Annotated in this window: 14 protein-coding genes; 11 read left to right on the top strand and 3 right to left on the bottom strand. The window is 67.9% G+C overall.

The genetic code is table 11. From position 1 onward, the window contains the following. Nucleotides 1-180 precede the first annotated feature (180 nt). Both AC1DW4_RS13300 and AC1DW4_RS13295 read left to right on the top strand, forming a co-directional pair. On the top strand, nucleotides 181-1,383 hold the full coding sequence (locus AC1DW4_RS13300) for an alkaline phosphatase family protein (RefSeq protein WP_477017748.1): 1,203 nt from the start codon (nucleotides 181-183) through the stop codon (nucleotides 1,381-1,383). Between the two features lie 70 nt (nucleotides 1,384-1,453). Further along, nucleotides 1,454-2,851, top strand: a complete 1,398-nt coding sequence (locus AC1DW4_RS13295; RefSeq protein WP_477017871.1) for a Do family serine endopeptidase — start codon at nucleotides 1,454-1,456, stop codon at nucleotides 2,849-2,851. Here AC1DW4_RS13295 and AC1DW4_RS13290 read toward each other — a convergent pair. Next, nucleotides 2,848-3,264 carry a VOC family protein gene (locus AC1DW4_RS13290; protein WP_477017747.1) on the bottom strand — a complete coding sequence of 139 codons (417 nt, stop codon included), beginning with the start codon at nucleotides 3,262-3,264 and terminating at the stop codon, nucleotides 2,848-2,850. The two genes, AC1DW4_RS13295 and AC1DW4_RS13290, sit on opposite strands and share 4 nt — an antisense overlap. Before the next feature lie 70 nt (nucleotides 3,265-3,334). Between AC1DW4_RS13290 and AC1DW4_RS13285 the strand changes: the two genes are divergently transcribed. The 3 genes from AC1DW4_RS13285 to AC1DW4_RS13275 all read left to right on the top strand — a co-directional run bounded on the left by AC1DW4_RS13285 (nucleotide 3,335) and on the right by AC1DW4_RS13275 (nucleotide 5,908). Then, nucleotides 3,335-4,639 (top strand): replication-associated recombination protein A, encoded by a 1,305-nt coding sequence (locus tag AC1DW4_RS13285; RefSeq protein ID WP_477017746.1) that lies wholly within the window; start codon nucleotides 3,335-3,337, stop codon nucleotides 4,637-4,639. 80 nt (nucleotides 4,640-4,719) lie between these two features. Beyond that, nucleotides 4,720-5,163 carry a hypothetical protein gene (locus AC1DW4_RS13280; RefSeq protein ID WP_477017745.1) on the top strand — a complete coding sequence of 148 codons (444 nt, stop codon included), beginning with the start codon at nucleotides 4,720-4,722 and terminating at the stop codon, nucleotides 5,161-5,163. 10 nt (nucleotides 5,164-5,173) lie between these two features. Continuing rightward, nucleotides 5,174-5,908 carry an RluA family pseudouridine synthase gene (locus tag AC1DW4_RS13275; RefSeq protein WP_477017744.1) on the top strand — a complete coding sequence of 245 codons (735 nt, stop codon included), beginning with the start codon at nucleotides 5,174-5,176 and terminating at the stop codon, nucleotides 5,906-5,908. On the opposite strand, the gene AC1DW4_RS13270 is transcribed toward AC1DW4_RS13275, so the two are convergent. Next, nucleotides 5,868-7,082 carry a hypothetical protein gene (locus AC1DW4_RS13270; protein ID WP_477017743.1) on the bottom strand — a complete coding sequence of 405 codons (1,215 nt, stop codon included), beginning with the start codon at nucleotides 7,080-7,082 and terminating at the stop codon, nucleotides 5,868-5,870. The genes AC1DW4_RS13275 and AC1DW4_RS13270 overlap by 41 nt on opposite strands. Before the next feature lie 118 nt (nucleotides 7,083-7,200). Between AC1DW4_RS13270 and AC1DW4_RS13265 the strand changes: the two genes are divergently transcribed. Then, nucleotides 7,201-7,722, top strand: coding sequence for a CC0125/CC1285 family lipoprotein (locus tag AC1DW4_RS13265; RefSeq protein ID WP_477017742.1), 522 nt, complete (start codon nucleotides 7,201-7,203; stop codon nucleotides 7,720-7,722). Here AC1DW4_RS13265 and AC1DW4_RS13260 read toward each other — a convergent pair. After that, nucleotides 7,706-8,884, bottom strand: a complete 1,179-nt coding sequence (locus AC1DW4_RS13260) for a hypothetical protein (protein WP_477017741.1) — start codon at nucleotides 8,882-8,884, stop codon at nucleotides 7,706-7,708. The genes AC1DW4_RS13265 and AC1DW4_RS13260 overlap by 17 nt on opposite strands. 233 nt (nucleotides 8,885-9,117) lie before the next feature. On the opposite strand from AC1DW4_RS13260, the gene AC1DW4_RS13255 reads away from it, so the two are divergent. From AC1DW4_RS13255 to AC1DW4_RS13235, 5 genes are read left to right on the top strand one after another with little or no spacing between them, the layout of a single operon-like run. Next, on the top strand, nucleotides 9,118-9,516 hold the full coding sequence (locus AC1DW4_RS13255; protein ID WP_477017740.1) for an endonuclease domain-containing protein: 399 nt from the start codon (nucleotides 9,118-9,120) through the stop codon (nucleotides 9,514-9,516). Nucleotides 9,517-9,560: 44 nt separating this feature from the next. Beyond that, entirely contained in the window at nucleotides 9,561-9,956 is a 396-nt protein-coding gene (gene crcB / locus AC1DW4_RS13250; RefSeq protein WP_477017739.1) for a fluoride efflux transporter CrcB, read from the top strand. Then, on the top strand, nucleotides 9,953-11,005 hold the full coding sequence (locus tag AC1DW4_RS13245; protein WP_477017738.1) for an RluA family pseudouridine synthase: 1,053 nt from the start codon (nucleotides 9,953-9,955) through the stop codon (nucleotides 11,003-11,005). Before crcB ends, AC1DW4_RS13245 begins: the two co-directional genes overlap by 4 nt. Beyond that, nucleotides 11,002-11,673 carry an HAD-IA family hydrolase gene (locus AC1DW4_RS13240; RefSeq protein WP_477017737.1) on the top strand — a complete coding sequence of 224 codons (672 nt, stop codon included), beginning with the start codon at nucleotides 11,002-11,004 and terminating at the stop codon, nucleotides 11,671-11,673. The genes AC1DW4_RS13245 and AC1DW4_RS13240 overlap by 4 nt, the downstream gene beginning before the upstream one ends. Beyond that, nucleotides 11,670-12,428 (top strand): ATP12 family chaperone protein, encoded by a 759-nt coding sequence (locus AC1DW4_RS13235; RefSeq protein ID WP_477017736.1) that lies wholly within the window; start codon nucleotides 11,670-11,672, stop codon nucleotides 12,426-12,428. The genes AC1DW4_RS13240 and AC1DW4_RS13235 overlap by 4 nt, the downstream gene beginning before the upstream one ends. Nucleotides 12,429-12,436: the final 8 nt, after the last annotated feature.

Raw genomic sequence — 12,436 nt, 5'->3', positions numbered from 1 at the left:
TCTGCCGCACCCGGACCGGCCGTCAACCTCTGAAACAGGCCGGGGTCAGGAATGCCGGACTCGATCTGGTGCTGAGCGGGGCGACGCCTTATCCTGACCGTGATCCAACCCAGGAACTGATCGAAGCCATCGACCAGGACCGTCCCGCGTGACGGTCCTGTCGTGCAGGGAGTCGCTCTCATGCCGCGCGTAATGATCGCCGTCCTGCTGCTGTTGCTGACCGCGTGCGCCACCGTGCCAGGCCCCAGGTCGGCAGACGCAGGGCGCCCGCTGACCATCCTGATCTCCATCGACGGTTTTCGTGCCGACTATCTGGAGCGAGGGCAGACGCCGGTGCTGGCCGGCCTGGCGGCGGGCGGAGCGAGCGGGCCGATGCGGCCGTCGTTTCCCAGCCTGACCTTTCCCAACCACTATACGCTGGTGACGGGTCTGCATCCCGACCACCACGGCATCGTCGGCAACAACTTCGACGATCCGGTTCTGGGCCGCTTCAGTCAGGCGAAGAAGGAGACCGGGTGGTGGAACCAGGCCGAGCCGATCTGGGTCACGGCCGAGAAGGCGGGCCTGACCACGGCGACCATGTTCTGGCCGGGGTCGGAGACGGAAATCCGAGGACGGCGACCGACCTACTGGCGGCCCTATGACGGGACGGTCGGCAATGAGGAGCGCGTGGATCAGGTGCTGGCGTGGCTCGATCTGCCGGAGGCGCGGCCGGATTTCGTGACCCTGTATTTCGACGTGGTGGATACGGTCGGCCATGTGACGGGTCCGGCATCGCCCCAGACGTTGGCGGCGGCGGCTGAGGTGGACGCTGCGATCGGTGGGCTGATCCAGGGCCTGAGGGAACGGAGACTGTACGACCGGACCACGCTGGTGATCGTGTCCGACCACGGCATGGCACCGATATCGCCGGATCAGACGATCTATCTGGACGACGCGGTTCCGCCGGGCGCGCTGGACGTCATCTATGCCAGCGGGGTCGCCTATCTGGCCCCCAGGCCGGGTCATGAAGCCGAGGTGGACGCGGCGTTGATCGGGCGCAAGGACCACCATCAGTGCTGGCGGCGAGGAGAGCTCCCGGCGCGGTTTGTGCTGGGCTCCAATCCGCGGGTGCCGCCGATCGTCTGTTTGGCCGATATCGGATGGTATCTGGCCACCCACGACCGGCCGCTGAGCCACCCGGGCGGGGCGCATGGGTTCGACAACGCCGCGGTCGAGATGCAGGCCCTGTTCATCGCCCACGGTCCCGGGATCGCGCCCGGCGTGGTGCTTCGCGATCTGGACAGTGTCGATGTGCAGCCCTTGCTGGGGCGATTGCTGGCGATTTCCGTCCCGGCCGGAGACGGGCGGGCCATCGATACGGCCGCTGCGTTGCGGCCGTGACCACCCGCCTTGATGCCGCCCGAAATCGGTACAGATATGCGCATCCGCGATGACTGAACTCTGGAATGCAATGAAGACCTCGACCCTCGCTCTGACCGCGGCGCTGGCGCTGGCCGCGTGCGGCAACGCCAACTCCACCAAGGCCCAGGACGGCGTGTTCGCCGAGCCGACCAACCGGACCACCCCGACCGACGTCTCCACCATGAAGCAGAGCTTCTCGCCCGTGGTGCGCGAGGCGGCACCGGCGGTGGTGAACATCTCGGCGAGGTCGATTCAGCGGGTGCAGGCGGACCCCTTTTTCCAGATGTTCGGCGGCGGCATGCCCCAGCAGCGTGTGGCGGAATCGGCCGGATCGGGCGTGATCGTCCGGTCCGATGGCATCGTGGTGACGAACAACCACGTGATCGAGGGCGCGCAGCAGATCCGCGTCGTCCTGAACGACCGGCGCGAGTTCCCGGCCGAGGTCATCCTGGCCGACGAGCGCTCGGACATCGCGGTGCTGAGGCTGACCGGCGTGACCGAGCAGCTACCTGTTCTCGCCATCGACGATCGCGAGGAACAGCAGGTCGGCGACCTGGTTCTGGCCATCGGCAACCCGTTCGGTGTTGGCCAGACCGTGACGAACGGCATCATTTCGGCCCTGAACCGGACCGAGACCGGCATCTCGGATTCCGGGTCCTTCATCCAGACCGACGCGGCGATCAATCCCGGCAACTCGGGCGGTCCGCTGGTCGACATGGATGGCGACGTGATCGGCATCAACACGGCGATCTTCTCGCGGTCGGGATCGTCGTCGGGCGTCGGGTTCGCGGTGCCGGCGTCGATGGTGCGGCGAGTGGTGGACTCGGCCCTGGGGGGTGCCACAGCGGTGGTGCGGCCCTGGCTGGGGGTCAAGGGCGACAGCGTGACGTCCGACATCGCCCGGTCGCTGGGCCTGCCCCGGCCGCAGGGCCTGATCGTCACCGACGTCTATGCCAACGGGCCGGGCGCGCGGGCGGGCCTTCGCGAAGGCGACGTCATCACCGCCATCGACGGGGCCGAGATCAACGATCAGGGTGGGCTGAACTTCCGCATCGGCACCAAGGATCCCAATGACAGCGTGGCGGTGACGGTGCTGCGCGACGGCCGGTCCCAGACGCTGAACGCGCGGGTCCAGACCCTGCCCGGCGATGCGAAGGGCAATGGCCAGACGATCGAGCAGGGACCGTTCGCGGGGGCCCAGGTCGCGGCCCTGAACCCGGCGCTGGCCGACCGGCTGGGGGGCGATCCTTTCGCCAGCGGGGCCATCGTCACCGACGTGGCCAGGAACAGCTATGCCTATCGCGCCAACGGATTCCTGCCGGGCGACGTGGTGACCCAGATCGACGGGCGGCCGGTGCGCGATCTGGCGGCGATCCAGCGTGCGACGCGCGGGTCGGAGGTGTCGCTGCTGCGGCAGGGCCGGGTGATGTCGGGGCGGGTTCGCTAGCCCTTCAGGGGCGATCCGATCGACCAGCTATGGCCGAAGGGATCCTTCAACACGCCGTAGCGATCGCCCCAGAACTGGTTGGCCAAGGGATGCACCGGCACGGCTCCGGCCGTGATGGCGCGGTTCCACCATTCGTCGGCGTCGTCGACATGAAGGTGAAGCGTCACCGATTTCGGCTCGACGTCTGCCTCTCCGCCATACTCGGGAAACTCGTCGGACAGCATGACGCTGCCGCCGTTGATGTGGAGGTGGACGTGCAGAAGCCGCTCCCCGTCGTCGGCGACCATGCGGCGGACCTCGTCGGCTCCGAAGGCGGCGCGATAGAACTCCGCCGCTGCATCCGCTCCGCGCGAGGCGATGCTCAGGTAGGGCGTGATTCCGGACAACGGCCGGGGGGCCTTCACCTGTTCCATGACGCGTGCCTCGATGGCTTCGGATTCCAGGCGTGAAAAGGCGACGCGTAGCGCCTATCTGTCAACCCGCATGACCGATCTGTTCGAAGCCTCCGGCATTCACCCTCCCGACGCGCCGCTCGCTGACCGGCTCCGCCCCGCGTCGCTGGATCAGGTGGTGGGACAGGATCACCTGCTGGGCGAAGGCGGGCCGATCCGTCGGATGATCGAGGCCGGGCGGCTGGGTTCCATGATCCTGTGGGGACCGCCGGGGACGGGCAAGACCACGATCGCCCGGTTGCTGGCCAGGGCGGCGGGCTATCAGTACCAGCAGATTTCGGCGGTCTTCTCGGGCGTTGCAGATCTGAAGAAGGCGTTTGAACAGGCGCGCGTCCGCCGGGCGGCGGGGCAGTCGACATTGCTGTTCGTGGACGAAATCCATCGCTTCAACCGGGCGCAACAGGATGGCTTCCTGCCGTTCGTTGAGGAAGGGGTCGTGACCCTGGTCGGGGCGACGACCGAGAACCCCTCGTTCGAACTGAACGGGGCGCTGCTGTCGCGCAGCCAGGTGTTCGTCCTGAAACGGCTGGACGAGGTGGCCCTTGATCAACTGTTGATTCGTGCCGAGGCGGAGGAGGGTTCGGCGCTTCCGCTGACGGCGGAGGCCCGTCAGGCACTGCTGGCCCTGGCCGACGGGGATGGACGATACCTGCTGACCATGGCCGAGACGCTGTTCGCCCTGCCGCCCGAACCGCTGGATGTGCAGGCGCTTGCGGCGACACTGCAACGGCGGGCTCCGGCCTACGACAAGAGTAGAGAAGAACATTATAACCTCATATCGGCGCTGCATAAATCAGTTCGCGGATCGGACCCGGACGCGGCGCTCTACTGGTTGGCGCGGATGCTGAACGGCGGCGAGGATCCGCTGTATCTGGCGCGGCGGATCGTGCGGATGGCGGTCGAGGACATCGGCGAGGCCGACCCGCTGTCGCTGCTGGTCGCCAATGCCGCCAAAGACACCTACGACTTCCTGGGCTCGCCCGAGGGCGAGCTGGCCCTGGCCCAGGCGGTGGTGCATCTGGCCACCGCGCCAAAGTCGGTCGGGGTCTACGAGGCGTTCAAGGCGGCGAAGAAAGCGGCGCACGAGACGGGGTCGCTGATGCCCCCGGCCCACATCCGCAATGCGCCGACCAAGCTGATGAAGTCGCTCGGCTACGGCAAGGGCTACCAGTACGACCCGGACACCGAGGAAGGCTTCTCCGGCGCGAACTTCTTCCCTGACGAGATGGACCGGCGGGTGTTCTATTCGCCCAAGGGCGAGGGGCATGAGGAGAAGGTCAAGGCGCGGCTGGAACGCTGGGCGGCGATGCGGGCGGCGAAGTCCGACACGGCCTGACGACCTCCGCCTTGCTGTTGGGCTGACAAGGCGTATCGTCGTTCCCCAGACATCCTTGGGAGGGGACGATGGTCAGCATCATGAGCGACACGCGGACGGGGCGGACGCCGTGGCATTTCTGGGTGGTCGGGGTGATCGGGCTGCTGTGGAACAGCTACGGCCCCTATGACTACACGATGACCCAGACGGGCGGAGACGGATATCTGCGCGGCGTGGGAATGACCGAACCGCAGATCGCTTATATGCACGCCATGCCGGTCTGGATGACCGGCGTGTGGGCCATCGGCGTCTGGGGCGCACTGCTGGGGTCGGTCCTGCTGCTGGCGCGCCGGCGACTGGCGTTTCCGGTCTTCGTGGTGTCGCTGGCGGCCTTTGTGATCAGTCTCATCTATCAGTACGGCCTGTCGAACGGGGCGCAGGCGATGGGCGACACGGCATGGATCATGAACGCGGTGATCCTGGCTGGGTGTCTGTTCCTGGTCTGGTATTCGCGGATGATGGCGGCGCGTGGCTTCCTGCGCTAACGCACGGCGGGTGAGCCTCAGAACCCCCGTATCCCTGACCGAAGACGAGATCGCGGCCGTTCGCGGCTGGGTGATCCACGAGGACGCGTCGGTCATCGCCTTCGCCAAGCCGTCGGGTCTGTCCAGCCAGGGCGGCAGGATCCAGGCGCACACGCTGGACGACCTGCTGTGGGCCTTCGCGCGGTCGAACGGCAAGCGGCCGGAACTGGTGCATCGGCTGGACCGGGACACGTCCGGCGTCATCCTGGCGGCCAAGACCAAACCGGCGGCCAGTTTCCTGGGCAAGGCGATCCAGGCGCACAAGCTGACCAAGACCTATCTGGCCCTGCTTTCGGCCGCGCCCGATCCGGCGCAGGGCGACATCAACGTGCCGCTGGTACGCCAGGAGATCGGGCGCGAAAGCTATATGCGGGTCGCCGCCTTCGACACCAAGGGCGCGCAGGGTTCACGCAGCCGATACCGCACGCTGGCTTCCAGCGAGGACGGGGCGCTGGTGGAGCTTCAGCCCTTCACCGGACGGATGCATCAGCTGCGCGTGCACATGGCCCACGTCGGACGGCCGCTGATCGGGGACGTCCGCTATGGCGGGGCGCTGACGGCGGGGGGCAGGCCTGCGCCCCGGCTGATGCTGCACGCCGCGTCGCTGAGGTTTCCGCATCCGGACGGGGGCGAGCGGACCGTGTCGGCTGACCCGCCGGAGGACTTCAAAGCGCTGGCAGAGGCCCTGGGCCTGAAGACGCCCTGACCGCGGTGGCGTGTTCGGTATCCAGACTGGCGTGGGTAAAGCCCAGGGCCTGCAGCGCAGCCTCGTCCCCCCGCCGTGCCTCCAGCGCGATCAGGGCGCGGAAGGTGGGCTTGAGCCGATCCACCGCATGCGGAGGCACCTTGAAGGACGCCGCGCCTGGCCCGCGCTGACGGGGCATCGGTACGGTCAGGCCGGTCAGGCCGACGACGGTGAAGGGTGCCAGGCTGCCGCGCCCCTCCGGCAGGCGCGCCACGACGCCCCTGACCAAGCTGCGGGACAGGGCCACGGCTTCCGCGATCCGGCTGGGCGGCGTGCCGGTGTCCATGTCCAGGATCTCGAACAAGGCGCCGGTCTTCAGCGCCGGCTGGCCGCCGCCCAGCTGGATCATGGCCGCGCGCCCCCGGCGGTTCAGCAATGTCCGATAGGAGACGGGAATGACCAGGGCGACATAGCCCGCGTCCTGATCGCCCATGGTGAACAGGGAGGCGTAGTCGAGGGTCGCCTCGTCGATCCGGATCAGGTCGCCGTCGGTCAGGGCATCCAGCTGCGTAGCGCCCAGGACGGCCTCGGTCTCCACGTCGACCACGCGACGGGCCAGGTGCAGCGCGGTCATGACCCCGTGCTGAAGGCTGGTGATCGGGCGCGGCGAGAAATCGACCCGCAGGTCGCGGCCGGACAGCGATTTGAACAACAGCGGGTTCTTCTCGCGCTCGGCCTGCGGCGTTGGGCTGATCTTCGCCTTCTGCTGGGGGACGTCCTCCAGGCGCGGAATTCGTTCGATATCGACCGCGCTGGTGGTCAGTTCGGCCCCGTCGATGCGATCGACGCGACGGATGACGATGTGGGCGCGGTCGAGGTGGCCGATGAAGTGCAGCAGAATCTCTTCCAGACTGCGCATGGCCACGGCCTGGGCGGCAGCGGCGTAGTCGGCGACCACGGCGATCAGATAGGTGGTCTCATCGACCCGGAAGACCATGTCTTGCGCCCGCAGGCGCTCCCGCAGCTTCTTGTCTGTGAAGTCCCAGACCAGTTCGCGCTTTCGGGGCCACAGATCACCCGCACGTTCCCGAATGGCGTCCAGCGAGATCAGGTTTACGCAACCATTGGCGAGCAGTTCCGAGCCCTGAAGGGCGTTCAGGGCTTCCTCATCGGACGCCCTCTTGAAGGTCTGCATCGTTGACTACGCCACATGGATGATCCCACGCCGGGACCGCCTGCGACAAAACGCGCATTCGCTCCGCTTGGAAAGCGCATCCGGCGGAACCGGGCTTTTTTAACGACGTTGCAGGCGCATGACCCACGTTCCGACACCTCGCCTGACTCTTCTCCTGCTATCCGGTGCCGCGCTTGCGCTATCGGCTTGCGCCAGTCTGGCCCCGTATGGACCGCAAGGCGGACCCGGCGGACAGGGATACGCAGAGCAGCGGATCGAAAGCGACCGCTACCGGGTCAGCTACAACGGCGTGGGCGCTCCCGGCCCCGTGGCGGACATGGCACTGCTGCGGGCGGCTGATCTCACGATCGAGCAGGGTTACGACTGGTTCGCGGTCACCCAGCGTTACATCGACGGACGCCCCGACAGCGCGGGAGGGTTCCGGCCCAGCGTCTCGGTCGGGGTGGGGTCTTCCTCGGGTCGCTACGGCGGCTACCGCTATTCGGGCACCAGCACCGGCGTGGGCGTGGGGCTGAACTTCCAGGGGCCGTCGCCGACCTCGACCGTTCTGGAAGTCCGGCTGGGGCGCGGAACCAAGCCGAACGACGTCGAAGCCTATGACGCGCGCGAGGTCCGGTATTCGCTTAGCGGCCGCGGGTAAGCGCGCGGTATTCGACCAGGCGTTCCTTGTCGCGCCGGACCTGGTCGCCGACCGTGTTGTCGACGTCCAGCGAGGCGTAGCGGACCCAGCCGTCCACGCCCAGCTTGTCCTTCACGGCCGCCGTCGGCGTCTGCCAGCGGTAGTAGGACAGCCATGAAACGATCACGGCCATTACCAAGGCGACGATCTGCAGTACCCGAAACCCACCCTCGTTGCCGGCGGGGGAGGGCCAGAACGCGAAAACAACTGCCCAGACCAGCAGGACGAGCGGCGTCGTGATGCGCCCGACCCAGCGCATCCAGTACCGTTCGCGGCGCACGCGCCACAGCTCCATCTGGGCGTATTTCTCGAGGTATTCCATGCGGGCGGCGATCCACAGGACAAGGCGGGTCAGGTAGAGGGCGCGCTGGCCCCAGCCCTTACCGTCGGTGGCGAACTGGGTCTCGGCCTGATCCGACAGAGCGCGGGCGTTGGTGAACAGGTTCTGCAACTCGCGCGTCCGCTGGACGATCTCGCGCGACAGTTCGTAGGAGTCGTTCTCCAGGCGGAAGCGGTACTGCACGAACAGGATCGACGAGACACCGAAGAAGATGCCCAGGGTCACCAGCATGCCCAGGATGGCGAGGCCCAGTCCCTGGGGTTGCCCCCCCGTCCATTCGGCGAACAGCCCGGGGCCAAAGATCGCCATGGCGGCGAAGGCGACAAGGGCCAGCCCCTGCGTCAGGCGCTTGGTGATGACATGGACCCGCAGGGCGTTGAAGACGCGCCGACCATAGCCGTAGATCCGGCCGCGAATGTCGGCCTCGACCGGGAACCGCTCCTCGATCTGGCGGCTGAACAGGACGTGGAAGCGGTCCGGCTTGTTCTCGGTCTCCCAGAACGGAAAGATGTCGAGCGCCTGATTGAAATACTGGTCGATATTGGCCGAGATCACCGCGATGGCGGCGGGGTCCAGGGTGAAATAGTCGCTTTCCTGAATGGGGCGCAGGATGCCGTCGTCGGACACGGTCGGGGTCGGCCGTTCGGGCGGGCGCGCGGGCGGCTCGACGCGGCCGGGCGCATCGGCGGCGCCGGGCGGCGGGGCCACGGGCACCGGGGCTGCCGGGCTGTGCGGGATTGGCTCCACCGAGGGAGCCGGGTGCGCGTGATCGTCGTGCGACATGGCGAACGTTTCGAACCTTCAGACGTGCTTGCAGCCAGTATGACAGACCCTGGGCGGTAGCGGACGGCGTTCTCTCGCGACGCGAAGCCGGGTATCGCCGTTAACCGTACCGCGCGGCAAGTGACGTTTTGGTCAGGTCCAATCCTACCCCTTTGGGGGAGGTGGCACGGCGCGGCTTCGCGTCGTGACGGAGGGGGCCTGACGCGGGTTCTTTTCTTACATAGCGTGTTGCAATGGACGCTCCGAAAGTGACGATAACGCGGGCAAAGGAGCTGCGCCGCAAGCTGACCTTACCCGAGGTCATCATCTGGAATGCCATTCGAGGCCGCCGTGTCGCCAATGCACGCTTTCGGCGCCAGCACCCAATCGGGCCCTACATCCTCGATTTCTACTGTGATGACGCCAAACTGGCCTTGGAAATCGACGGAGAGGGGCATTCTCATCCCGACCAGGCGATGCATGATCGTCGGCGCACAGTCTGGCTGGAGGTGCGAGGAATCAGCGTCTACAGGGTGCCCGCCCGTGACGTGTTGAGGAATCTGGAAGGCGTGGTGCAGAGCATCGCCGAGCGTGTGCGCGTCAGGCCCCCTCCACCGCTTCGCGGTCCCCCTCCCCCAATGGGGGAGGATTAAGTGCGCCTTCGCTTTCGGGCCCGACCCGTTATAAGCCCCGGATCATGACACGATTTCTGCTGGTCGCCATCGGCGGGGCCCTGGGCTCCATGGCGCGCTATGGCGTGGGGCTTCTGGCCGGGCGGATGGTCCCGGCAGGGGCCTGGCCCTGGGGGACGCTGGCGGCGAACGTCGTGGGCGGGCTGCTGATGGGGCTGCTGGTCGGCTGGATGGGGCTGAGGGCGGGGGCGTCGCAGGAGACGGTGCGGGTGTTCGCCGCCGTCGGTATCCTGGGTGGGTTCACCACCTTCAGCGCCTTCTCGCTGGAGACGGTGCTGATGATCGAGCGGCGAGAGTTTGGCCTGGCGGCGGCCTATGTCGCGCTGTCCGTGGTGCTGGCTATCGCGGCGGCAATGGCGGGATTGATGATGGCGCGACGGGCGTTCGGAGTGCCGGCATGAGCTACGATCCGAAGGAGACGGCACCGGAGGCCCCGCAGCCGAAGGGCCCGGTCGGCGCGCGTGAGGCGCAGATCCTGTACGTCGCCGAGGCCGAGGACGGCATCCGGCTGGACCGCTGGTTCCGCAGGCGCTGGCCGCATCTGTCGAACATCCAGGTGCAGAAGATGGCGCGCGGCGGCCAGATCCGCGTCGACGGTGCCCGCATCAAGCCCGAGGGGCGACTGACGGCGGGGGCCGCCGTGCGGGTGCCGCCGATCCCCGAGCCGATCGTTCGGGCACCCGGCGAGCACATGGCCCTGACGCCGGCCGACATCACCTTCGCCAAGTCCATGGTCATCTATGAGGACGACCTGGTCATCGCGCTGAACAAGCCGCACGGCCTGGCGGTGCAGGGCGGCACCAAGACCACACGCCACGTTGACCGGCTTCTGTCGGCCTGGGGTGAGGGGATGGAGCGTCCCCGACTGGTGCACCGGCTGGACCGGGACACCTCGGGCGTCCTGCTGCTGGGCAAGGGGCCGGAGGCGGCCAAGCGACTGGCGGGCGCCTTCGCCCGGCGTCAGGCCAGGAAGACCTACTGGGCCATCGTGCAGGGCCTGCCCAAGCCCGCAGATGGTCAGATCAGCGTGCATCTGAAGAAGTCCGGCATCAACGACTACGAGATCATGCGCCCCGCCGACCCCAAGGAGAACGGCGCCGAGCCGGCCGAGACCGCCTATGCCGTCATCAGCCACGCGGCGCAGCGCGCGTCCTGGATGGCGCTGCGGCCCTTCACCGGGCGGACGCATCAGCTGAGGGCGCACATGAAGGCGATCGGCCATCCCATTCTGGGCGATCCGAAATACGGCGACGAGGCGTCCGGTCAGCTGAGCGGTCCGCTGAAGCTGCAGCTACATGCGCGCCGCATCGAGCTGGATCATCCGTCGGGCGGGACCCTGGTGGTCGAGGCCCCGATCAGCGCCGAGCTGCGCGCTGGCTTCGAGCATTTCGGCTTTGACGAGGACGAGGCGGACCACGATCCGTTCGCCGGCGTGAAGCGGCAGAGATGAGGCCGCTCGCCGTCTTCGATATCGACGGGACCCTGGTCGACAGCCGGGCGTCAATCCTTCAGGCGGCGACGGAGGCGGCGCGGGACCTGGGCCTGCCCGACCCGCACTATGACCGGGTGCGCCAGATCGTCGGGTTGTCGCTGCCCTATGCCCTGCAGGTGCTGGAACCCGACCTGACTGCGTCGGAACTGGAGCGGTTCACCGCCGCGTTCCGGGCCAGCTTCAACCGGATGTTCGAGGCGGGTCACGAGGAGCCGCTGTACGACGGGGCGCTGGAGCTGCTGACGCGGCTGCACCGGGACGGCTGGCGGCTGTCGCTGGCGACGGGGCAGAACCGGCGGGGCGTGGCGCGGAACCTGGCGCGGGCGGGGTGGGCCGAGCTGTTCGTATCGTCCCATTGCGCCGAGGACGGGCCGGGCAAGCCCGACCCCGCCATGCTGCACGCGGCGATGGCGGCAGCGGGCGCGAATGCGGCCGACACCATCATGATCGGCGACACCGCCCACGATATCACGATGGCGATCAATGCCGGGGTCTGGCCGCAGGGCGTGGCCTGGGGCTTTCACACGCCGGAGGAACAGATCGCGGCGGGCGCGCCGCATGTCGCCACAGACTTCGCGGACCTGGAGGTCGCGCTGGACCGTTTCGCTTCGAGAGCCTTCGCATGAGCCATATCCCGCCGCTCGACCCCCGTGTCGCCGCCAAGAAGGGGTTTCGCGAATCCGAAGAACGGCTGAAGCGGTTCTGGAAGGAAGCGTCCGTCGCGCCGGACGGTGACGGGTTCGTTGTCCTGCTGGACGGGCGCGCACCCAAGACCCCGGCCCATGCCCGCATGGTTCTGCCGACCGAGGCGGCGGCGCGTCTGGTGGCGGACGAGTGGGCCGCTCAGGGTGAGTTCATCGAGCCGGGCACCATGCCCGCGACCCGTCTGGCCGCCACCGCCATCGACCGGGTCTCACAGACGCGCGAGCCGGTGGCGGACGAGATCGCGTCCTACGTCGGGTCCGATCTGCTGTGCTACCTGGCCGAACACCCCGGCAATCTGGTCGCGGAACAGACGAGGGCCTGGGCCCCGTGGCGGGACTGGGCGGCCGCCGAACTTGGAATCCAGGTCGAGGCGACGCAGGGCATCGTCCATCGGCCACAGCCACCGGAAAGCATTGCCCGCGTGCGGGCGCTGGCGCTGGGTCTGGACGATTTCGCCCTGACGGGTCTGGCGACGGCGGTGCCGCTGTTCGGCAGCGCGATCCTGGGGCTGGCGGTGCAGCGGGGCGCCCTCGAGGGCGAGGCAGCCTTCGACCTCAGCCGCCTGGACGAGGATTTTCAGGAACGCCAGTGGGGCATCGACGCCGACAACGCCGAACGCACCGAGGCCCGCCGCGCGGAAGCGGCGCTGCTGGACCGGTGGTTCCGGGCGCTGTGAAGCTCCTT

Source organism: Brevundimonas sp. P2_A6 (assembly GCF_056404975.1).
The sequence above is the reverse complement of the archived record's forward strand: the minus strand, read 5'-3'. Positions and strand labels throughout refer to the sequence as shown.